At 41.5% G+C, this 22655-nt stretch carries 21 protein-coding genes; 14 read left to right on the forward strand and 7 right to left on the reverse strand.

Features of this window, described 5'->3' with window-relative positions:
* The 5 genes from ACR65H_RS05780 to ACR65H_RS05800 all read left to right on the forward strand — a co-directional run.
* Positions 1-299, forward strand: a 299-nt coding sequence (locus tag ACR65H_RS05780; protein ID WP_440499221.1) for a CobW C-terminal domain-containing protein, incomplete at its 5' end; no start/stop codon positions are given.
* A 192-nt stretch (positions 300-491) separates the two neighbouring features.
* A complete protein-coding gene (locus ACR65H_RS05785) occupies positions 492-1244 on the forward strand; it encodes a CAP domain-containing protein (RefSeq protein WP_440499222.1) in 753 nt (250 codons plus the stop codon).
* Between the two features lie 101 nt (positions 1245-1345).
* The gene (locus ACR65H_RS05790) at positions 1346-2785 is read left to right on the forward strand and encodes a spore germination protein (protein ID WP_440499223.1); all 1440 of its coding nucleotides are present in this window, start codon (positions 1346-1348) and stop codon (positions 2783-2785) included.
* The gene (locus ACR65H_RS05795; protein ID WP_440499224.1) at positions 2782-3801 is read left to right on the forward strand and encodes a GerAB/ArcD/ProY family transporter; all 1020 of its coding nucleotides are present in this window, start codon (positions 2782-2784) and stop codon (positions 3799-3801) included. The genes ACR65H_RS05790 and ACR65H_RS05795 overlap by 4 nt, the downstream gene beginning before the upstream one ends.
* Positions 3798-4880, forward strand: a complete 1083-nt coding sequence (locus ACR65H_RS05800; protein WP_440499225.1) for a Ger(x)C family spore germination protein — start codon at positions 3798-3800, stop codon at positions 4878-4880. The genes ACR65H_RS05795 and ACR65H_RS05800 overlap by 4 nt, the downstream gene beginning before the upstream one ends.
* Positions 4881-5015: 135 nt before the next feature.
* Here ACR65H_RS05800 and ACR65H_RS05805 read toward each other — a convergent pair whose 3' ends face one another.
* Entirely contained in the window at positions 5016-6362 is a 1347-nt protein-coding gene (locus ACR65H_RS05805; RefSeq protein WP_440499226.1) for an MATE family efflux transporter, read from the reverse strand.
* 117 nt (positions 6363-6479) lie between these two features.
* Here ACR65H_RS05805 and murG point away from each other — a divergent pair, with 117 nt between their 5' ends.
* The 6 genes from murG (at position 6480) to ACR65H_RS05835 (ending at position 14990) form a co-directional block, all read left to right on the forward strand.
* Positions 6480-7556, forward strand: a complete 1077-nt coding sequence (murG, locus tag ACR65H_RS05810) for an undecaprenyldiphospho-muramoylpentapeptide beta-N-acetylglucosaminyltransferase (protein ID WP_440499227.1) — start codon at positions 6480-6482, stop codon at positions 7554-7556.
* Positions 7557-7756: 200 nt separating this feature from the next.
* Positions 7757-10570, forward strand: a complete 2814-nt coding sequence (locus ACR65H_RS05815; RefSeq protein ID WP_440499228.1) for a 2-oxoglutarate dehydrogenase E1 component — start codon at positions 7757-7759, stop codon at positions 10568-10570.
* Positions 10571-10634: 64 nt separating this feature from the next.
* Positions 10635-11864 carry a 2-oxoglutarate dehydrogenase complex dihydrolipoyllysine-residue succinyltransferase gene (gene odhB, locus ACR65H_RS05820; RefSeq protein ID WP_440499229.1) on the forward strand — a complete coding sequence of 410 codons (1230 nt, stop codon included), beginning with the start codon at positions 10635-10637 and terminating at the stop codon, positions 11862-11864.
* Positions 11865-11966: 102 nt separating this feature from the next.
* Positions 11967-12164 (forward strand): DUF6501 family protein, encoded by a 198-nt coding sequence (locus ACR65H_RS05825; protein WP_440499230.1) that lies wholly within the window; start codon positions 11967-11969, stop codon positions 12162-12164.
* A gap of 59 nt (positions 12165-12223) precedes the next feature.
* Positions 12224-13087 carry an AAA family ATPase gene (locus tag ACR65H_RS05830; protein WP_440499231.1) on the forward strand — a complete coding sequence of 288 codons (864 nt, stop codon included), beginning with the start codon at positions 12224-12226 and terminating at the stop codon, positions 13085-13087.
* A 10-nt stretch (positions 13088-13097) separates the two neighbouring features.
* Positions 13098-14990: a vWA domain-containing protein gene (locus ACR65H_RS05835; RefSeq protein ID WP_440499232.1), complete on the forward strand. Its 1893-nt coding sequence runs from the start codon at positions 13098-13100 to the stop codon at positions 14988-14990.
* A 38-nt stretch (positions 14991-15028) separates the two neighbouring features.
* Here the strand turns inward: ACR65H_RS05835 and ACR65H_RS05840 are convergent, their stop codons facing one another.
* Both ACR65H_RS05840 and ACR65H_RS05845 read right to left on the reverse strand, forming a co-directional pair.
* Complete coding sequence (locus tag ACR65H_RS05840; RefSeq protein ID WP_440499233.1) at positions 15029-16231, reverse strand: toxic anion resistance protein; 1203 nt, start codon at positions 16229-16231, stop codon at positions 15029-15031.
* Complete coding sequence (locus ACR65H_RS05845; RefSeq protein WP_440499234.1) at positions 16218-16880, reverse strand: 5-bromo-4-chloroindolyl phosphate hydrolysis family protein; 663 nt, start codon at positions 16878-16880, stop codon at positions 16218-16220. The genes ACR65H_RS05840 and ACR65H_RS05845 overlap by 14 nt, the downstream gene beginning before the upstream one ends.
* Before the next feature lie 198 nt (positions 16881-17078).
* On the opposite strand from ACR65H_RS05845, the gene ACR65H_RS05850 reads away from it, so the two are divergent.
* Together ACR65H_RS05850 and ACR65H_RS05855 are read left to right on the forward strand one after the other, a co-directional pair.
* Complete coding sequence (locus ACR65H_RS05850) at positions 17079-17399, forward strand: DUF1033 family protein (RefSeq protein WP_440499235.1); 321 nt, start codon at positions 17079-17081, stop codon at positions 17397-17399.
* 178 nt (positions 17400-17577) lie between these two features.
* Complete coding sequence (locus tag ACR65H_RS05855; RefSeq protein WP_060210432.1) at positions 17578-17778, forward strand: cold-shock protein; 201 nt, start codon at positions 17578-17580, stop codon at positions 17776-17778.
* A 71-nt stretch (positions 17779-17849) separates the two neighbouring features.
* Here the strand turns inward: ACR65H_RS05855 and ACR65H_RS05860 are convergent, their stop codons facing one another.
* The 3 genes from ACR65H_RS05860 to ACR65H_RS05870 all read right to left on the reverse strand — a co-directional run bounded on the left by ACR65H_RS05860 (position 17850) and on the right by ACR65H_RS05870 (position 20868).
* A complete protein-coding gene (locus ACR65H_RS05860) occupies positions 17850-18542 on the reverse strand; it encodes a hypothetical protein (RefSeq protein WP_440499236.1) in 693 nt (230 codons plus the stop codon).
* Between the two features lie 125 nt (positions 18543-18667).
* A complete protein-coding gene (locus ACR65H_RS05865) occupies positions 18668-20275 on the reverse strand; it encodes an ABC-F family ATP-binding cassette domain-containing protein (RefSeq protein WP_440499237.1) in 1608 nt (535 codons plus the stop codon).
* Between the two features lie 188 nt (positions 20276-20463).
* Entirely contained in the window at positions 20464-20868 is a 405-nt protein-coding gene (locus ACR65H_RS05870; protein ID WP_495164284.1) for a protein YuzH, read from the reverse strand.
* Between ACR65H_RS05870 and ACR65H_RS05875 the strand changes: the two genes are divergently transcribed.
* On the forward strand, positions 20786-22003 hold the full coding sequence (locus tag ACR65H_RS05875; protein WP_440499238.1) for an MFS transporter: 1218 nt from the start codon (positions 20786-20788) through the stop codon (positions 22001-22003). The genes ACR65H_RS05870 and ACR65H_RS05875 overlap by 83 nt on opposite strands.
* A 38-nt stretch (positions 22004-22041) precedes the next feature.
* On the opposite strand, the gene msrA is transcribed toward ACR65H_RS05875, so the two are convergent.
* Complete coding sequence (gene msrA / locus ACR65H_RS05880) at positions 22042-22557, reverse strand: peptide-methionine (S)-S-oxide reductase MsrA (protein ID WP_440499643.1); 516 nt, start codon at positions 22555-22557, stop codon at positions 22042-22044.
* Between the last annotated feature and the right edge of the window lie 98 nt (positions 22558-22655).

Here is a 22655-nt window from a genome sequence, read left to right on the forward strand (position 1 = left end):
TCGAAAGAGACGTCATTCCAATTGAAACGGTGTATGCAGAAATGCTCGATAACAATATTGCACATATTCATATTACATTCGATACCCCTGTCGATAAAGACGAATTTGAAGAATGGGTTAAATCATTGCCGGATACTGTGTATCGGATGAAAGGTTATGTACCAGTTAAAGGGGTATCAAACCCTTACCTTTTCCAATATGCATACGGAATGGTCAATTGGCTTCCTGAGTATGTGAAAATGGATCCGAGACTTGTAATCATTGGAGAAGGAATCAGTCAAATAGAATATGTTAAGTAGACAGCCGATCAACTTATTGTCAACCCCGTATCATATGAAATAATAGTTGAATTGACCAAAACAATCCAATTCTATATTTTTGAAATCACCTTTGTCATCGTGTTAAGAAAATCATTGGGTTGGTTGGTATTTCATTCCGATTCTCATCTTCTCCCATACGTTATGATAGTTTGCGAAGGGAGGAGTTATAAGATGAAAAAATCGATGTCTGTCATCTTGCTCGGTTCGGCCCTCTTACTGTCGAACAATAATAGTGCTGAAGCTGCTTACCAAAATAATGATTTGGAAGTCCAAAAAGCGGTGCACAATGTACAATACTACGTTTATGAAGGGAAATTTTCTTCCTATAATTCCAAGGAAATGAACCAATTCGTTAACAAGTATGTAAATGACCTAGAAAAATATTATGGCAAAAACATAGAGGTTAAGATTCAAAAATCTACAAAACCAGTAGAGCAAGCAAAACCGGTAGAACAAGCGAAACCAGTAGAGCAAGCGAAACCAGTAGAGCAAGCGAAACCAGCAGAACAAGCAAAACCAGCTGAGAATACTGTACAAAATGAAAACATCTCAGCTATTGAACAAGCGGTTCTTAATTTAACAAACGCTGAAAGACAAAAAGCAGGATTGCAACCATTGCAAATCGACAATAAGTTGATGAATTCTGCTCGTCAAAAATCAACGGATATGGCTACAAAAAACTATTTCTCTCATACGAGCCCAACTTACGGTTCTCCATTTGACCAAATGAAAGCGAATGGAATCTCGTACCGTGCAGCAGCTGAAAACATTGCAATGGGTCAGCGCTCTGCGGAAGAAGTTGTGAAAGCTTGGATGGAATCCCCAGGTCATAGACAAAATATCTTGACTCCGGAATTCACTCATATCGGAATCGGTTATGATGCAAATGGGAACTATTGGACACAACAGTTTATTCAAAAATAATTTCAATGTAAGAGACACCTTTTGTTCCCGCACGGTACAAAGGGTGTCTTTTTGTTTAAAACATTTATGACGGGTGCATACTTTTTCAAGAGGTGAATGTCATGGATGAAGTGAAATCAAATGACAGTTTGATTTTATATATACAAAACCTTTTCTATAATTCCGCGGATCTTATTGTGCGGAATGTCTCTTGGAAAGATGGCGATGCCATCATCTGCTTTTACAATACAATGACGGAAAGCAGTGAAGTGAACAAGCAAATTGAAATTCTTCGTCTTCGTTCAATTGCTGAGTTCCCAAATTGGGCAGGAACGGCAACCTCAAGTGTTGGAACGTTTTCAGATCAGAAACTGATTGAAAGTGTGACGAATGGATTTGTTGCAATCTTTTTTCCTGCAACGAATCTGCTGATGACCATTACAATCCCCTCATTTGAAGTGCGTGCTACATCCGAGCCGAACAATGAACTTGTCATTCGGGGGCCCCACGAAGGTTTCGTAGAAAGCACCGATAAAAACATTTCACTTATTCGAAAACATCTAACTATCGCGGATCTCGTTGTGAAGAATGTACAGCTCGGTGAAGAAACGAATACAAAAGTTACGTATGTGTATATCGAATCTATCGCTGAAAAGGATGTCCTAACGGAAGTTAAAACACGTCTTGAAAAAATAGATAGACCTAATATATACAGCATCGGACAAATCGAGGATTATTTGGAGGATTCAGTTTGGTCTCCATTTCCCCAGTTCTTGAATACAGAAAGGCCGGACCGTGTTGTGGCGAATATACTGGAAGGGAAAATTGCTATTTTCACCGACCAATCTCCTTCGGCACTCATTGCACCGGTCACTTTTTTTTCGTTTTACGAGACACCGGATGATTTTAATGGCCGTGTGATTGTCGGCTCTTTTTTTCGGATGCTTCGAATGCTCAGTTTCCTGATCGCTGTTTTCCTCCCTGCATTTTATATTGCTGTCGTCGGTTTCCATTCTGAAATCCTGCCGTTTGAACTAGCTAGAAAAGTGAAAATAGCTGTGGAATTCATCCCGTACCGTCCCATTATTGAGGCTCTAATTGTAGAGCTCTTCATTGAAATCATCCGGGAAGCGACGATCCGGCTGCCTGCTCCTATCGGTCCTACAATCGGAATCGTCGGCGGGCTTGTCATCGGAGATGCAATTGTCAATGCAGGTCTTGTGTCGAATTTGATTGTTGTCGTCGTAGCGATGACAGCAATTTCAAGCTTTGTCGTGCCAAGTGTCGAGATGAATACGACAATACGAATTATTCGATTCCCATTCATGCTTGCAGCCACTTTTTTTGGTTTTTTTGGCATTGCGATGTTAACGGTCATCCTATTCATCCATATGATGAATAGGTCTTCACTGAATCAGCCCTATTTGTCACCGGTCGTGCCATTCGATCCTTCCCGTTTCAAAAACGTTTTCTTCAGGCTCCCTTATTATAAAAACCATAAACAACAGCAAACATTTACACATGGCGGCGCGGGCAGGAAGAAGAAGGTGAGAAGATCTTGAACTTTAATTTGTCAAGAAACCAGTTTTTCCTTCTTCTTTTTATTGTCCAGACCGGATCGTCTTTTTTTTCTTTTCCAGCGCCGTTGATCAATGCGGGTGGTAGGGATTCATGGCTGATTTTTCTCATTGCAGGAGCATTTCATTATATGCTTCTGCTTCTATATGAAAAAAACTATCCGTATTTCATTATAGGTCGATTTGTCGGTTGGCTATATAAAGGGTACTGGCTTTTTGTTTCCATCGTTTATCTTGCCTATGTCGATTACACTTTGGCGGTGTGGGGATTTCCGGAAACGCCGCAAATTATTGTGATTGGAGTGCTGGTGAGTGTATCTTTATATGCGAACTTGAGCAGGGCGGAAACGGTCATCAATTTGTCTGTCATTCTGATTCCGCTCATCCTACTATTTTTAGTTTTCCTGCAGTTTGCTTGGAAGGATCTTGTATGGACGAATCTTTTTCCGATCGGGGAGTCGACGGGTGCAGAATGGGTAAAAGGCTTTTTAAAAGCACAGACTGCTTTCATTGGCATTGAGATGTATTTGTTTTTCAGAAAATACATTGACAGTAAACAGAAAATAAAGGGCCGTCCGTTATTCATCTACCAACTGGTGTGGCTGATTTTCTTTTGGTTCTCTGTCGTATTGGCGCAACTATATTTCACTCTCCCCGGATTGAAAAGGATTCCTGAACCGCTTCTTTTTCTTTTAAAAGCTCAAGAAGTGACATTTGCCGAGCGCCTGGACTTGTTTTTCCTATACATTTGGACGGTATGGACGATCGTTACGGTGACTTTATTCTCCTTTGCCGCTTTGTATGTCCACCGGATTCATGCAAATGAGCACCATAAAAGGGATACAATCATTTGGCATGTACTGCTCGTATTGTTGCCTTTGCTCTTTTTACCCAAGGCAGCTATCGAAAAACTGAATGACGTGATCATTTATGTGTATCTTGCTTTTGGCATTCTCATTCCGTTCATTGTCATCATAGCGAATCGGAGGAAACGGAAATGAAGAAAATCGTACTTATATCTATTGTTTGTTCTTTATTCTTGGCAGGCTGTTGGGATGAACGTCTATTCAAGGATGTAACCCTCGTACCGGTTATTGGTTATGATGGTGAACCCGGAAAATGGACGGGATACTTTGCGCATGCAGACATTCCTGCTCCCGACAACATCAGTTTTAAAACTGTGGAAGGAAGCGGCGTTTCGATAGAGGCGGCCCGGATTGATGCAAATCAGAAAACGAGTGAAGCGCTTGATCCTTCACAAGTCCTCGCAGTACTCCTTACTACGAAAGCGGTGAAGACGGATCTCCTGGAGACGTTCGATGTGGCCTTCAGAATGCCCCGCACCCGCTTGAGCAGCCGATTCGCGGTGGTAGAAGGTGAAATGGCCCCATATATGGAGAAATCGGAAATAATGGGCAGAATGCTTCCCGATTATTATGATGAAATTTTGAAAACTGCCACATACGCATCTATCATTCCAGACGGTGATATCCAGCTGGCTATCCGATTACTTTTGGATGAAGGAATTGATCTTCAATTGCCTTATATGAAAATGACCGAAAGGACAGGGTTGCCTGAAGTGACAGGAGTCGCTTTGTTTAGTGGAAAAACCTTTTCCGGTCATACGTTGAACGCGAAGGAATCGACCATCGTCCAAGTTCTTAAAAAGAAACCCGGAAAATATGTATTGTTCACGTATGAGCAGAAGAAAGGAGAAAAAATTTATCCGGTCACTGTATCTCTCGTCAGGTACAACAAGAAATGGGATATAAAGGACGATAAAATCGATGCCATATATAAAATGAAATTCTCTATAAATGAGTTTGCCTATGATCATCTGAATAAAGAAAAAGCAAGGAAAGACCTACAGGAGTTTCTTTCAACAGAGCTGACGAAGAGTTTTAACGAAGTGATCAAGAAATTGCAGGAAGCGAAAAGTGACCCTGTCGGCTTTGGCAGACATGCCCGCGCTTTCCATCCTAGATTATGGAATAAAGGAGATTGGCATGATACGTTTTCAGGACTCAAAATCAATGTTAAAGTCGAGGCAGAAGTTATGCGAACTGGTATATTGAATTGAATTGGATATAGGTAAAAACCACTTTTGACTGATGAAATAGATCACGAAAGTTGCTTCTTGGGTTGGAACTGCGGGCAAACGAAGAAAGGAGATATCCGAGAAAGTCAGTTTTCGCTGACTTTCCGGACAGCCCTTTCAACTAAATTTCTTCCTCTGTATATGCAGCAATCGAATCGTCAATGCAATAGCACCGACCGTCAGACCTGCAATAAGACCAATCCAATATCCGAACGGGCCTAAATCGGTGAATTTCGCCATAAGGATGCCTATAGGCAAACCAAGAACCCAATACGACACAATCGCCATAACAAATGTCATATTGACATCTTTATATCCACGCAACGCACCTTGGACGGGTGCTTGAACCGCATCCGATAATTGGAAGAGCGCTGCATAGATAAGAAACTGAGCCGCCAATCCAATAATTTGCACGTCTGTCGAATAGAGAGAGGCGATTTGCTCGCGGAATATAAGAAGGATAGTGATAGCTATAGTACTGAAAGCAATGGCAAGGCCGACAGCGAGAAAACTATATTGTTTTGCATCACGGAACTGATCTCCACCGACTGCTTGGCCTACTAGAATTGTTGCGCCCATCGAAATGCTTAATGGAATCATATAGAGTAGGGATGAGAAATTCAGGGCAACCTGATGCGCCGAAATAACCGTGGTCGAATAGTTGCTCATCATTAATGTAACAGCGGAGAAAATACTCGTTTCAACAAAAATGGCAATCCCGATCGGTACGCCGATGAACAAAATCTCTTTCCATCTAATAAATGAAAGCTTTCCCCATTTATTAAACAATTGATAATGGCTGAACGACTTGTGTTTCCAAGCGATACCATAAGCGACGAAAAAAATGAGCCAATACGTGATCGCAGCCGCATAACCCGCCCCGACACCACCTAATTCGGGAAAGCCCCAGTTCCCGTAAATAAGTAGATAGTTTGTAAAAATGGTGAGCGGTGCTGATAAAAGGATGATAGCCATGGAGACGCGAGTTGCGCCAAGTGCATCGAAGAAACAGCGTAATACAGTGTATGCGAAAAGCGGGAACAACCCTAAGCTCATAGCTTCCAAATAGTCGGCTGCTACAATCCGTACTTCCTCTTCGAGCGGCATTGATTCAAGGATTGGTGAAACCCCATATCGAATGATTAAAAAAACGATGGCTGCAAGCGCGATTGACACATAAAGACCTTGCTGAACAGAGAATTTTACCTCGTCTTTCTTCCGCGCGCCTATTAGCTGGGCGATTATGGGGGTAAGCCCCATTAAGATGCCGGCTAGACCGGTATAAACAGGTACCCAAAATGAAGAACCGATCGTCACACCTGCAAGATGGTATGTATCATATCGCCCAGTCATAAGAATGTCGAAGAAGGTAATCATATACAGAGCAACTTGAGTAATGAGAATCGGAATTACAATCTTCGCTAGTTTGAATGGTTTTTTCTTAAATGGAACAGTGGTTTGCAAGTAAATCACCCTTTAATACAAAATTACACCCATTGTACCATGGTTCGTTTGCTATAATGACTATGGAGTTCAAACAAGGTGAATTCATATTTTTGAGAATAGATGAGGTGAATGGCCATGAAACGGCCTGTCGTATTACTAACCGGGGGCGGCACTGCAGGTCATGTGTCGGTGAACGAAGCATTGATTCCCGTGTTTAATGAAAAAGGATATGAAATCCATTATATCGGTTCCCATGACGGAATCGAAAAAGAATTGATAAAGGATGGCTATCGAGAAGTGATATATCATGCCATCCAAAGTGGAAAGTTAAGACGTTATTTTTCAATGAAGAACTTTTCTGATCCGTTTCGCGTTGGAGCTGGAGTTCTACAAGCATATTCGATATTGCGCAAAGTAAAACCGGAAATCATTTTTTCAAAGGGTGGATTCGTTTCAGTCCCCGTAGTGTTGGCGGCAAAGCTTGCGAAAATCCCAGTCGTCGTGCATGAATCGGACGTTACTCCGGGGCTAGCGAACAAACTTGCACTACCGTTTTCAAAACATATTTTCACGGTCTTTGAGCAAACGCTTGACTATGTACCAGCAGGGAAAGCGACCTGTACGGGAGCTGTCATAAGACCGGAAATATTTCAAGGAGACCGAAAAGAAGGGCTGCGCATCGCAGGTCTGACAGGGGAGAAGCCTGTATTCATCGTTATGGGGGGGAGCCAAGGATCAGTTGTGCTGAACGAAGCAGTTCGAAAGAATTTGGAAACCCTCTTGGAAAAGTATGAAATCATCCATCTTTGTGGTAAAGGCAATATTGATGATGAATTAGAACGTACAAAAGGCTACACACAGTTTGAATATGTAACAGATGGGTTGCCTCACTTATTGGCGGCTTCCGATTATGCCGTATCCAGGGCAGGTTCGAATGCAATATTTGAATTGCTGTCTATTATAAAGCCGATGCTTCTCATTCCGTTATCAGCTTCGCAAAGCAGAGGAGATCAGTTGTTGAACGCTTCATTATTCAAGTCTCTTGGCATAGCCAACGTAATTCAAGAGGAGGAGCTGGAAGGATTATCGATACTGGAACTTTTTGGAGCTCTCATTAAGGATAGTGAAAAATTAACTACCAATATGAAAAAAGTATCGAGCACAAAATCTCCTGAAGAGATGGTCGAATTGATACTATCATACAAAAATTAGCTGGACTGGACGTTACGTTAGCAAAAAATAGAGATGGAGATTTGTAAACTAAGCAGCAAGGAGTCTATTTTTATTTAATGCATTAATGTCAATAAAATAGTACTAATCCCTTTCCGTTCTATTATTTGCGTGGTAATATGGATACGGATAAAAAATAGTAACACAACAGGCCATTAGGCAAAATGTGGAGGTCATTTTACATGTCGAACAATGTTGGTACCCAACGTTCCCCTTATTCGGTATTTTCAGGTCCGAACCTTGGGTATGTAATGGAAATGTATGATCAGTTCAAAGTGTCACCCGAATCAGTAGATCCAGAGCTTGCTGAAATGTTCAAAAGATATGGTGCACCTACTATTAATGGAGTTGAACAAACTGGAGCATTGCCAGCTGTGCCAGCAGGTGATTTTGGAAAAGTATTGGCTGCTTACACGCTAGTTGACGCTATCCGCGCATACGGGCATCTCGCCTCGGATATCTATCCGTTGAACGATCGACCGAAAGACGCAACACGTCTGGAACTTTCGTATTATGGATTATCCGAAAATGATTTGCAATCGATGCCGGCCTCCTTATTCCTGAAAACTCCGCCAGCCAATGTAGAAAATGGATTGGATGCGGTGCATTATCTAAAATCACTGTACACAGGGAAAATCGCTTATGAATTCTCTCACGTTATCGATGAAGAAGAGCGTGCTTGGATTCAATCTAAAATTGAAAATGGCGAAATCTCCGTACAGCTTTCCGAAGAAGATAAAAAGGCATTACTTGAGAGACTTACTAAAGTTGAAGGCTTTGAAAAATTCATTCATCGTACATTTGTCGGGGCAAAACGCTTCTCTATTGAAGGTCTTGACTCTTTAGTCGTCCTTATAGACGAGTTAGTGCGCCGTTCTGAAGCAGATAAAGTTAAAAAAGTATTGATCGGTATGGCACACCGTGGCCGTTTAAATGTATTGACCCATATTTTGAATAAACCATATGAAATGATGTTCGCTGAATTTGCCGGCGTTCCTTCTGCACCATTCCTCCCAGAAGATGGATCGCTTAAAACGACGCATGGCTGGTTCGGTGATGTGAAATATCATATGGGGGCTCTATATAAAGCTCCATCAGGAACTGAACGTTTCTTAGCTTATAACCCTTCCCATTTGGAAGTTGTTAATCCAGTCGTAGCGGGTCAAACCCGTGCTGCGCAGGAGACGACAGACCATGAAGGCCAACCTGAGCAAGACATGAAAGCGGCTTATGCAATTATGATCCATGGGGATGCAGCATTCCCTGGTCAAGGGATCGTTCCTGAAACGTTCAACTATAGTCGCGTCCGCGGTTATAAAACAGGCGGTTCAATCCACATTATCGCCAATAATACGATCGGTTTTACAACAGAATTTTACGATTCAAGATCGACTCATTATTCATCGGATCCTGCAAAAGGCTTCGAAGTGCCAGTATTGCATGTTAATGCAGACAGCCCGGAAGACGTCATCGCGGCAGCTGCATTTGCATTTGAATATCGTCAAAAATTTGGCAAGGATATCTTAATAGATTTGATCGGCTATCGCCGATACGGACATAACGAGATGGATGAGCCACTCGTGACGAATCCGATGATGTACCACCTAATCCATAAGCATCCTACCGCACGTCAAATCTACGGTTCACAGCTTGTGGAAGCGAACATCCTGAAAGAAGAGGATGTCGATAAATTGGATACAGACGTCTTTGCGATGATGCAAGCCGCATACGACAGAGTAAAGGAAAATTCTTCAGTAGCGCAAGAAAGATCGAATGCGACTCCAGAAGTTGTTATGGCGGGTTATCCGAAAGATCTCAAAACAGGTGTAGACCAAGAGAGATTGCAGCGGATGAACGAAGAGCTCCTTTCTTACCCGGAAGATTTTACAGTATTCAGCAAGTTAGATCGTATTTTGAAGCGTCGTGAAGAGCCTTTCAAAGGCAAAGGGAAAGTGGATTGGGCACATGCTGAGCAATTGGCATTCGGCTCTATCCTCCAAGATGGTAAGCCGATTCGCATAACAGGACAGGACGTTCAAAGGGGTACTTTTGCTCATCGTCATCTTGTACTTCATGATGAAAAGACAGGGGAAGAATTTGTCCCGCTTCATCATATTAGTGATTCAAACGCTTCGTTTGTAGCTTATAACAGTCCATTGACGGAGTTTGCAGTTGTCGGCTATGAATTCGGTTATAATTTGGAAAAAGACCAGGCTCTATCAATTTGGGAAGCTCAATATGGAGACTTTGCAAATATGGCACAAGTCATGTTCGACCAATTCATTTCTGCAAGTCATTCGAAATGGGGACAACAGTCCGGGATGGTCATTTTGCTTCCACATGCTTATGAAGGCCAAGGACCGGAACACTCTAGTGCAAGACTCGAAAGATATTTACAGTTAAGCGCGGAAAACAACTGGACGGTTGCCAACATCTCAAGCGCAGCCAACTATTTCCACGTCTTGCGCAGACAGGCAATGATGCTTGGAACTGAAGTGGAACGTCCACTAGTCATCGTGTCTCCAAAGTCACTACTTCGTCACCCGCTCGTCGGCGCTGATGTTAGCGATCTAGCAGACGGTCACTTCCAAGCGGTTCTTGAACAGCCTGGAACAGGTCAGAATCCGGATAAAGTGAAAAAGATCCTTTTCGCTAGCGGGAAAATGGCTATCGATCTTGCTGAAAAAGTGAAGGATGGCGAAGGGTTCGACCACTTGCATATCGTGCGCGTGGAACAGCTATATCCATTTCCGTCCGATAAAATTGCAGAAATCGTATCACGGTATCCAAAAGCGAAGGAGCTTGTATGGGTACAAGAAGAACCTAAAAACATGGGATCTTGGTCATTTGCGTTAGAATACATGCAGGAAATCGCAGGTGATACGAAATCGGTTTCTTATGTTGGTCGTATTCATCGTGCAAGCCCATCCGAAGGAAATGGGGAAGCGCACAAAGTAGAGCAACAGCGCATCATTGAAGAAGCTTTGAAAAAGTGATTGCACATTAATAAAAGATTTTTGTTACCACCGTTGAAACGGTAGAACAGAGGAGGAATTTATTGTGGCTGAGATCAAAGTACCTGAACTGGCAGAATCGATTACTGAAGGAACGATTGCGAAATGGTTGAAACAACCTGGTGAAAGTGTTGACAAAGGCGAATTTATCGTAGAATTGGAAACGGATAAAGTTAACGTGGAAGTTATATCTGAAGAAGCAGGAGTCATCCAAGAGCTACTTGCTGCAGAAGGTGACACAGTTGAAGTAGGGCAAGTCATTGCAGTAGTTGGTGAAGGTTCTGGAGCACCAGCTGCTCAACCGGCAGCCACTGCACCTAAAGCTGAAGAGGCTTCTGCTGCTCCTGCACCGCAACAAGCTGCAGCAGAAACAACTGAACATACATCTTCCGATCGTACAATCGCAAGCCCTGCTGCTAGAAAACTTGCTCGTGAGAAAGGAATCGATCTCGCAGCTGTTTCGCCAGTAGATCCAATGGGCCGCGTTCGTGCTCAAGACGTAGCTGCACATAGCTCGTCTCCTAAAGCACCTGCAGCGCCACCAGCTCCAGCTAAAGCAGCTGCACCAGTAGAAGATGGCCGCGAAACACGGGAAAGAATGACTCGTCGTCGTCAAACGATTGCTAAACGCCTGTTGGAAGTAAGACAATCAACTGCAATGCTAACAACGTTCAATGAAATCGATATGACTGCAGTTATGGAACTTCGTTCACGTAAAAAAGATGAATTTTACGATAAAAATGATGTGCGCCTTGGTTTCATGTCATTCTTTACAAAAGCAGTTGTTGCAGCTCTTAAAAAATACCCTTATGTCAACTCGGAAATTGATGGTGATGATATTATCTTGAAGCACTATTTCGACATTGGTATTGCTGTATCGACTGAAGGTGGATTGGTTGTTCCAATCGTACGTGATGCAGATCGTAAGAACTTTGCAGAAATTGAATCTACAATCGGAGAGCTTGCTGGAAAAGCAAGAGACAATAAATTGACGATTGCAGATATGTCTGGCGGTTCTTTCACTATTACTAACGGTGGAGTATTCGGATCATTGTTATCTACACCGATCTTAAACGGCACTCAAGTGGGTATACTAGGAATGCACACAATCCAAAAACGACCTATCGCTGTCGGCGATAAAGTCGAAATCCGTCCGATGATGTATGTCGCATTATCTTACGACCACCGTGTTATCGATGGTAAAGATTCAGTCGGCTTCTTGAAAATGGTCAAAGAATTAATTGAAAACCCAGAAGATCTCCTACTTGGATCTTAACAAAAGCGGACCGAAGTTTAGACGTAACTAATTTCGTAATAACTGAAAAAAGCCCGAGATTCTCGGGCTTTTTCAAATACTTGCAATTGGATGGTGATCTATATGTCTTTTAAAGATTGGACGACCGCACCAACACTTCGGAAAGTCGTTTGTACGCATGCGAATGCAGAAAAATATGTTGTAACCGATTGTTTAACACCGGGCAAAGAATATGACGTGAAAAATGAAACAGATGAATTCATTTTCATTGTTGATAATACCGGTAAAGTCGGAGGCTTTTATAAAACTTATTTTGAATGATTTTTTGCCCTCTGCCATTAATATTGGCATTGGGCATTTTTTAGGAGAGTGAACGATCTATGATTCCTTTTATAGAAAATGAAAAATTGAACCGTAATGCAAGAGATTATGATAAGCAAGAGACGGCTCTAATTCAAGAGGGAGGCTATATTTCTCCTGTCCCAAATCTGTGGGAGGATATTTTGATTGGAATTGTATTGAAGAAGCCTGTTCTTTTGAAAGGGCCTTCCGGTTCCGGGAAGACGAAACTTGCACAAAGTATTTCACATTTTTTTAATCAGCCGATGCATAGTGTCAACTGCTCTGTCGACTTGGATGCGGAATCACTTCTAGGATTTAAGACCATTAATGCACGGGATGGACAATCCATCATTGAGTTTGTGGAAGGACCAGTAGTACGTGCAATGAAGGATGGCCATATCCTGTATATCGATGAAATTAATATGGCTAAACCGGAAACGCTTCCGATATTGCATAGCGTTCTCGATCATAGAAGAATGTTAACAAACCCTTTCACAGGCGAAGTTATTCATGCGCATCCTGATTTTACAGTCATTTCGGCTATCAATGAAGGATATGTAGGAACATCGCCAATGAATGAAGCATTGAAAAACCGCTTCATATCCTTCTCGATCCCTTATTTGTCCGGCGAACAATTACAAGAAATTATTAAAACTTTGTTCCCGAAAGTCAATACTGCATTAGTTGCTACGATTATGAATATTAATGAAGACTTGAAAAAGCAAGTGATGAGCGGTTTATTAGCAGAAGAAGCAGCGTCCGTAAGAAGTTTGTTGGATGCAATTGCGCTCGCGGAACATATACCAGTGAGACGTGCGATTCAGTACGCGATTGCAGAAAAGCTGGAAGATAGGATGGAAAGAGAACTCGTCATGGAACTAGTGGAAACGTGGGTGAAGTGAGGCTGATTAGATGGTTAAATTAAATCGGTTCATTCAATTCAATGATGAAACAATTGATGCCAACAAGCTGTTGCTTTATGAACGGTTGGGGAGGGCGCTTGCCGGTGCGGAATTTTTGGAGTTGACGGAACGCAAACTGTTCGAGTTCCAACCGAAGGAAGGCGTTGTCTCGATAAGTGTCTATTGGAGGCATCGTTCTGATGAAATGACGCATGCGGGTCGATTGTCAGATGTGTATTTATTAACAGCAGGATTTTGGAAGCATTTTTCGGTTCCAGATTGGATCCGATTCAGGAATAAGTACAAGAGTCATCCTTTACGTAAGTTTGCTGAAGAGTTGCTGCTATTATTAGAAGAATTTAGACTAATGGACGTTGTTGAAAAAGAAAGACCGGGCACTTCCAAGGCATTTTCTATTAGAAGACAGCTATTGCTAGGGTTTCACCGAGATCGCCTCCACTCCAATGTTCAGAAGGCGTTTATAGCTGATGCATTGCTGAATCAGCTGTTTCTTGCGTTGCATGAAGGGCTGTTAGCAGATTCTCATATCGATTGGAATTTACCAATCAGTCAAATAATGACGATTGCGTCGTATGCCTCAGATATGAAAACAACGTCTGATATGTCCAATCTTGCAGAACGTATTGTGTTCATGGTAGAAGAGATGATAGAAAATGACCTTGTTCACCAGTATTATGCAGTCGGTGACTCCATTTCAGAAACAACTGCTGTGTTTCATTATCATGAAGGAATGACTGATGCAGAAAAAGGGGAAGAGGAACCGAAGGAAACGATTGAGGAAATCTTCCGCACTTGGCATCGGGAAAGCGAAAGCGAGTCTGGAGTTCATCTTGAATATGAATTGGAGCATGGCAGATCTGGCAGGGGAGATGGCGATAATACGACAGAAGGCAATCAAGATGCTGAAATTCAAGAAACTGGGACCGGCCAATCAGAGGGAAATGTAAGCGATAAATGGTCAGATGAAGAGAGGGACAAAACCGGAAGAAAAACAAAACGTAAAACAGCAGGACATGATTTTGGGAAAGAGCATGTGAATGTCGTTTACGAAGAACTGACGGTTGAAGCTAAAGTTGATGCAGAAAATCTGGCGCGATTATCAAAATGGCGTGAACAGCAGAAGCCACTTGTCCGTTCATTTGTTGAGGAAATGAAAAAACGAATCGAATTGAAAGAGGATACAAGACGAAGCCGATTGATGAAAGGCAGGCTATCTACAAAACTGACGACATTGCTTGTAGATGAACGTCCTCGACCTTTTTATCGGAAAAATATCCCTTCGAATAAGCTTGATGCTGTTTTCGGTTTGCTTGTAGATGGTTCTGCGTCTATGATGGATAAACTGGATGAGACGAAGAAAGCGGTTTTGCTTTTTCACGATGTTCTACGGCAGCTATCCGTTCAACATGAAATATCTTCCTACTATGAAGATGCAAATTATGCGTCGAAAGATGTTCAGCCGAATGTATTTGGAAAGATGCATACATTTGATGCTCAGAAGAAAGATGATGGGCTTACGATTCTTTCATTTGAGACAAATGAAGACAATCGGGACGGCTTTGCGATCAGATGGATGACGCAAAGGTTATTAGTTAGACCGGAGAAGCATAAGTTTCTTCTCGTTTTTTCGGATGGTGAACCATCAGCATTCGGTTATGATCGGAACGGGATTTTGGATACGAGGGAATCTGTGTTAGAGGCTGAGAAAGAAGGTGTTTCTGTTATACATTTGTTTTTAGCATCAGATGAGCCTACGGATGATCAGCGGGCGTTGTTTTCAATGATGTTCGGCAATAAATCTGCATCGTCCCAATCAGTTGAACATTTCACGGATCAAACGTTAAGGATTTTGAGAAAACTGCTTGCGATTGTAGTTGGATGAGAATTAAAAAACCGCCTTAAGGCGGTTTTTTGTTTCATTTATAGTGGACGATTTGGCGTTTGTGTTTTTTCATGTACAGCAAGGAGGCGTTGTTTCAATTCCTCTTCCATACGGGCGATTTCCACTTCAGCCGCTTTTCGCTTCGCGCGACCGTCCGCTTGGATGACAAGCGTTTCTTCGATTGTTTGAATTAGGTTTTCTTGTGTTTTCTTCAATGTGTCAATTTCGACAATGCCGCGTTCGTTTTCTTTCGCAGTTTCAATTGAATTCACTTTTAACATCTCGGAATTCTTCAAAAGAAGGTCATTCGTTGTTTTTGTGACGAGACGTTGTGATTCAACGGCTTTACGTTGTCTATTTAATGTCAAAGCAATTGCAATTTGGTTCTTCCATAACGGAATCGAAGTCATGATGGAAGATTGGATCTTCTCAGCTAGCGTCTGATTCGTCTGCTGAATCATTCGGATTTGCGGAGCGCTTTGAATTGTAATCTGTCTAGAAAGCTGAAGGTCATATAGACGCTTTTCCAGCCGATCAAGGAATTGACCCATATCGTTCACTTCTTGGAATGCCATTTGGTCATTAGAAAGTTCCGCTTTTCTTTGCATTTCAGGGATAATGACGTTCGCAATTTCATCCCGTTTAAGCTCTGCAGCTGCAATATAGACATTCAACGCTTGGAAGTAAGTCTTGTTCTGCTCGTAAAGGCTATCAAGCATTTGAACATCTTCAAGCAAGCCACGTTTGGAATGCTCCAATTGAACACCGATTCGGTCGATCTGCGTGCTCAGCTTTTGATATTTTGTCATCATTTCTTGGATAGATCTTTTAGCTTTTCCGAAAATACGGCTAAGTCCGGACTTTTTCTTTTCGGTCAAGTCTTCAGGATCAATTTCCGAAAGCTTGCTCATTAAATCGCTTAATACATCTCCGACGGGGCCGATGTCTTTGCTTTGTACGTGGTCCAACATTTTATGGGAGAAACTTGATAATTGATTTTGTGCATTTGCACCGTATGTGATAATTGCTTCATAATTGCCTACAGGAATCTGCTCTGCCAGCTGCTTCGCCTTTTCTTGCTCCTCAGGCGATAGACGATCCATCAATTTTACAGCGACCTGGCCTTTTGTTTGCTCCGTCTGCATTTCTTTCGGCAATAGAGGTTCATTCATGTTAAATGGATTGTCTAAAAGGTCGTCCATTGTTGTCACATCAGAATTTGTCATATTATTTTCTGTCATTCTGCATTTCTCCTTTCATCTCAAGCAACGGTGTATTCTTTTTCATCGTTACATCCACGTAATCCAGCTCGAGCTGAAGCTGTTCAATATCAGTTGCTAATGCACCTCTTAAATCCTGCTCCAATTGTTTGTTCACTTCAGTCAATGTTTCCCTTGTATGTTGGAGGGCGACTCTAATTTCTTGATCTTTTAGTGGTTGATTAACTAGCATCGCATATTTGGAAGTCAATTCGACTGCTGAATCCAGATGGGAATAGAAAAACTTTTCAACATGATAGAATTTTTTAGGGTTTTTACGTACTATGGTAAGAATCCTTTTTGCCAAGTTATTCATCTCGTATACTTGTTTGAATGCTTGGACAGAGCGGACTTGACCGTATAATCCGTTCAATTTGTTGATCTTCGATTTCGCCTCGGTTATCTGAGTTTTAATATGTTTATATTCTGACCTTGACATACCGAGCTCTTTAACATTCGACGAAAGCTGTATTTGTTTAATTGTGAAGTTGCCGCCTAAGTATATTGCAATCATCAGGCCTGTTGCAGCGAATGGATTCATGCCTGCAGCAAGTATCATCGCTAACCAAGAGCCGAAGCTGATTGGCGCTGCTATTAAATGCCTTTGGAAAAACTGTTTAACTTCTTGCATCGTCTACAGGCCTCCTTATATTTTCTTTACTCTTTATTACGTTTGAAATGACCAAAAGTTTCATCCCTTTAGTTCAATTATACCTGATTTGCGAGCGAAATACATTTTAATGAATGTGCGAATTCATTTACTTGGATAGTTTCTCTGGATTTGTTAAAATGAATCCACTCATGGCCTTTCGGATAGGGGGAACGAAATATGAATTATGAAGTTGTCTATATGAAAGCAGACTACGAGCCGTGGTGGATGTTTGAAGACTGGGAGAAAACAATCCAATTGAGACAAGCCTTTGAAACCGCTAACGAAGCTTTGGAGTATTTATTTGATTTAAAAAAGAAATTCGGGGCAAAATATAAGTACCAAGAAGAGAGGAAAGATTGTTTTTTTGCTTATTGGACAGATAGTGAACGCATATTTTGTGAGGGCTGTGACGAAGATTTGCAAATGTACCATGGAATCATTTTCTTGGCGGATGGTAAACCAACTTCCATTGCATCGATAAATAATTCGAATATTTGATATTGTTATATTGACAAATTCATTGGGTATGGTATAGTAGCAGTAATATAAAATGATTGACCGAAGCAAACGTATTCACGTATTACAAAAGGTGATCGGCGTTGTCGGTGCTTTTTGTAATATGTGAATTTTTTTGTTCATGTATTAGTAAAGTACAATTATTTGGAGGTAGTCACAGATGAAACAAGGTACTGTAAAATGGTTCAACTCTGAAAAAGGCTTCGGATTTATCGAAGTTGAAGGCGAAGACGATGTATTCGTACATTTCTCCGCAATCCAGGGAGACGGATTTAAAACTTTGGACGAAGGTCAACAAGTTGAGTTCGAAGTTGTAGAAGGCAACCGTGGTCTTCAAGCTGCTAACGTAGTTAAACTATAATTCGTCAGATAAAAGAGGCGCCTTAACCGGTGCCTCTTTTTTACTATATTACAGCGCTGGGAGCTTACTTCCTATTTTGGTTTTGAAACGGATTTTAATGATGAAGTAACGATGAAATCCGCATCTTCATTAACTGTTTGCATAATGGACTCGCGTTTTACTTCACCGTACCCTTTCACAAAATATTTACGGTTGATGTAGTCGTCGCCTTTTTCTTCTATGACAAATGCATCTCCAAACGTTTCATAGGGTGTCTCAACAGTTACATTGGTTTCGACGATTTTCCATCCGTCGAATGTAGTTCCAACTTTTAACGGCTTTTTTAAGTACACTCCGATCGGCTCCATCTCTTCAATCTCTTTCAATGAAGGGAAGTCAGCATTTAGATCCACAGTTTTTTCTTCCATTTTCGTTATTTGATCTTCCTCAATCTTATAAATTCGCCTAATCAGTGTTCCACCGTTATTCTCATTAAGAATTACGTAGTCTTCATACGGGTGAGCGAAATCTATATCCATTCCCGCATACTCATTTCCTTCACCATGAAATTGGGCTTTTGATCCTGCAGGTAGAAAGTAGTCAAGAAGTGATTGTTCGTTCTGATTCGTTTTTTCGACCGGTTTTTCGGTTTGCGCTTTTGTCCTGTTCGGATCTGTCGTTTCATCGCTATTTCCTGAATTATTTAAGCTCGTTGTGTTGTTTGTGCAACCAAATAATAATGCACTACTAAGCAAGATGATAGCGAACCTGGATTTCCTTCTCATTGTTTTCACACTCCTTTTTTGTAGTATTACCGATTACATCATGAATATCCTTTTACATTTCCATAACCGATATTGCGATTTCAAAATGAAAAACCGCTTTCCCTCAAAGGAAAACGGTTTTTGAGTTAGTTGGAAACAGCTTGCTGCTCTTTCCATTCCAAATATTCGTCATACTGCATCATTTTATCAAAAATCGTGCCATCTTCGCGAATTTCAATAATTCGATTTGCAACTGTTTGGATAAACTGCTGGTCATGAGAAGTGAAAATCATAGCTCCTTTGAAAGCGATCAATCCATTATTCAGCGCTTGAATCGATTCCAAGTCCAAGTGGTTCATCGGCTCATCAAGCAAAAGGACATTAGCATTCGTCAACATCATTTTTGAAAGCATGCAACGAACTTTTTCTCCACCAGATAAAACAGATGGTTTCTTTTTAACTTCTTCACCGGAGAATAGCATACGGCCAAGGAAACCGCGTAAAAATGTTTCAGTCTGATCTTCAGGTGAATATTGGCGAAGCCATTCCACTAATGAGGGTTCTGATCCTTCAAAATACTCGCTGTTATCTAGAGGGAAGTAAGAACGTGTTGTCGTAACACCCCATTTGAATGTTCCGGAATCCGGTTGAGCCTCTTCTGCAAGGATTTCCAGCAATGCCGTTTTAGCTAGCGGATTCCCTAAAAGGATGATTTTATCTTCTTTATTCATCGTGAATGTGACGTCTTTTAACATCACTTTGCCATCTTGTGTTTTAGACAGATCTTTAACAGCGAGTACATCATTTCCGATTTCGCGGCCAATTTGGAAATTGACGAACGGATATCTGCGTGAAGAAGGCTTGATATCATCTAATTCGATTTTTTCAAGCGCTTTTTTACGGGAAGTCGCTTGTTTCGATTTAGAAGCATTCGCACTGAAGCGAGCGACGAAAGCTTGCAATTCTTTAATCTTTTCTTCTTTTTTCTTGTTTTGGTCTTGTGCCATTTTTAACGCTAATTGGCTGGACTCATACCAGAAATCATAGTTTCCTGGGTAAAGCTGGATTTTTGAGAAGTCAAGATCGGCAATTTGAGTACATACCTTATTCAAGAAGTGACGGTCATGCGAAACGACGATGACTGTATTCTCGAAATTGATCAGGAATTCTTCCAGCCATTGAATTGCTTTCAAGTCCAAGTGGTTCGTAGGCTCATCCAGCAATAAGACATCCGGCTTACCGAATAGTGCTTGTGCAAGGAGCACTTTCACTTTTTCGGAACCGCTTAGCTCAGACATTTTCACATGGTGAAGGCTTTCCGGAATGCCTAACCCTTGAAGAAGGATAGCTGCTTCCGATTCAGCTTCCCAGCCGTTCAATTCAGCGAATTCGCCTTCGAGTTCCGCAGCACGCATACCATCTTCGTCTGAAAAATCCTCTTTCATATAAATTGCATTTTTCTCGGTCATAATATTATAAAGCCGTTGATGCCCTCTAATGACCGTGTCGAGCACTTCGTTTTCTTCATACTCAAAGTGATTTTGCTTCAGGACTGCTAAACGCTCATCTTTGTTCATGATGACGTTACCTGTTTGAGGTTCCAGTTCACCGGACAAAATTTTAAGGAACGTTGATTTACCAGCTCCATTTGCACCGATTAATCCATAACAATGACCAGGGTTGAACTGTATATTCACATCTTCAAACAGTTTACGGTCACCGAATTGAAGACTTACATTACTGACTGCTATCATAAAAATCCTCCTAAATTCACAATGCTCCTATTATAACATGGATTCTTTCCCGAGTGGTATGGGTTCGATTCGTTTTAAGCACTTTTTCGACTTATCTCGTGTATGATTGTATTGGAAGTTTTGCACCGTCGAATTATTCTATTCAATCTTCGTTTCGATTCCACAAAAAAATCCCCATATTAGGGGATTCAACATTTGAAAACGCTCCGTTGCCGGTAGGCGTCCAATAAGCATAATTCTTTATTCAGTAAATATTCCATCCGTACGTAATCTTTTTTAGTCGGAACAGCATGCTTATCCAATCCGGACATTGAAAACAAAAAATAATAGTCCTTCACTTTCCGAAAAAGGAAAACGGTGTGGGGGAATTCATCAAATATACATTTTACTTGGTACTTGCGTGTATATTCCCAATGGAGAAGTTTCATACTAATCTTTCCTTTCAAGATTAGTATAGTAGAAAATGGGGAAGAACACAAGTTCCCGAGTCTGATATAAAGGAGATTATTGATGTCACTACGAATTCCAAAACATAACGCCATTTTGCTCATCGTCACGATCTTTGCCGTAGCGGTCAATATGAGACCAGCCATAACATCAATTGGGCCAATGCTTGATATTATAAGAGATGACCTATCACTAACAAATGCACAAGTGAGCTTATTGACGGCATTGCCAGTCTTTTGCATGGGTCTCTTTGCATCTTTATCACCCTTTTTGAATCGTACTATCGGTTTGACTCGTTCCATGTATCTCATGCTTACAATTATCGGCTTTATGACGATGTTGCGAGGGTTTTATTCGAACTACATATCGCTGCTCATCTCAGCGATTTTTATAGGAATTGCAATTGCAGTCATGGGACCATTACTTTCCGCAATGATTAAACAAAGTTTTCCGGAACGGTCGACAAGTGTTATTGGTGTTTATTCATTCGGGATGGGGGTCGGTTCTTCATTAGGAGCAGGTCTGACTGCAATATTTTTCGAATCAACAGGATCCTATCCGTTTGCACTTGGCATTTGGGCTGTTTTAACAATTGTGGGCATATTCCTTTGGAAGGTTTCAGTGAAAAGGGATATGAGTGTTCAGCAAGAGGGAATTGGCAAGGTGGAAATAAGGTCAGCCGATGCAGTGTCTCCATGGCGCAAGAAGAAAGCTTGGCTGTATCTGATATTTTTCGGTTTGCAGGCGTCGAGTTTCTTTTGCATCATTACGTGGATTGTACCTGTTGTGACTGATGCGGGCATGTCACTTGTTCAAGCGAGTATGCTGTTATCTTTTATGATGACGCTTCAGATCGTATTGAATCTTATTTTTCCGATTGTATATGAACGTTTTCCGAAAAGGAAGTTCTGGCTGCTTCTCTTTTTAACGATGGGATTAATTGCATTTGGTTTGCTTTGGACTGGAGAGAGTAAACTTATGTGGGTCAGCGCTGTTCTCATGGCGATACCGCTTGCCGGCTTATTCCCGATTGCATTATTGTTTCCATTGGATGCGACTGAAACGGCGGATGATACAAATGCTTGGACAGCTATGATGCAGACAGGCGGATATTTGATTGCAGGGTTTTTACCGTTATTGATTGCGTTGATATACGACTGGACTGGAGATCATCATTATACATTGATGATTTTCATGGGGTTGTTTGTTGCAATGATAATATTAACGTTTATGATCGGGGAGCGGGAATCGAATAAAGCTTCATTAAAGACAGGTGAATGATTATGCAATAAAGCTTCATTCACCTGTTTTCTAGTATCTTATTTCCAATGCTCATTTATGAATTCGTCGCGGCCGGATTTTGCGCGATCTTCTTCATAGTGGGCTTGTTCTTTTTTATAGTAGTCTTGATGATACTCTTCAGCTCGGTAAAAGGTTTCTGCTGGCCGGATGTCTGTTACGATCGGCTTCGTAAACCTGCCACTATTTGCGAGCACTTCTTTTGAATGCTCTGCAGCCTTCTTTTGCTCTTCGTTATAATAAAAGATGGCAGTCGTGTACGAATGCCCACGGTCATGGAACTGTCCGCCTGCATCTGTCGGATCGATTTGCGGCCAATACAGCTCTAGCAGTTTTTCGTATGTAAAGATAGAAGGATCGTAAGTGATTTCGACGACTTCTAAATGTCCCGAATCTCCTTTTTTCACGTCCTCATACGTTGGATTTTCAACATGTCCACCCATATAGCCGGACACGATATCAATTATGCCGTCCCATTCCTTGAATGGCTTTACCATGCACCAAAAGCATCCACCTGCAAAAGTCGCTTTTTCAATTACATTATTTGTCACGGTTTGCAACCCCTCTCTAATTCGTTATGTAAATTGTAGCATAAGAAAGAAAGGCTGCATACGGCCATTCACCATAGACCGTA

Source organism: Sporosarcina sp. SAFN-015, assembly GCF_059415085.1.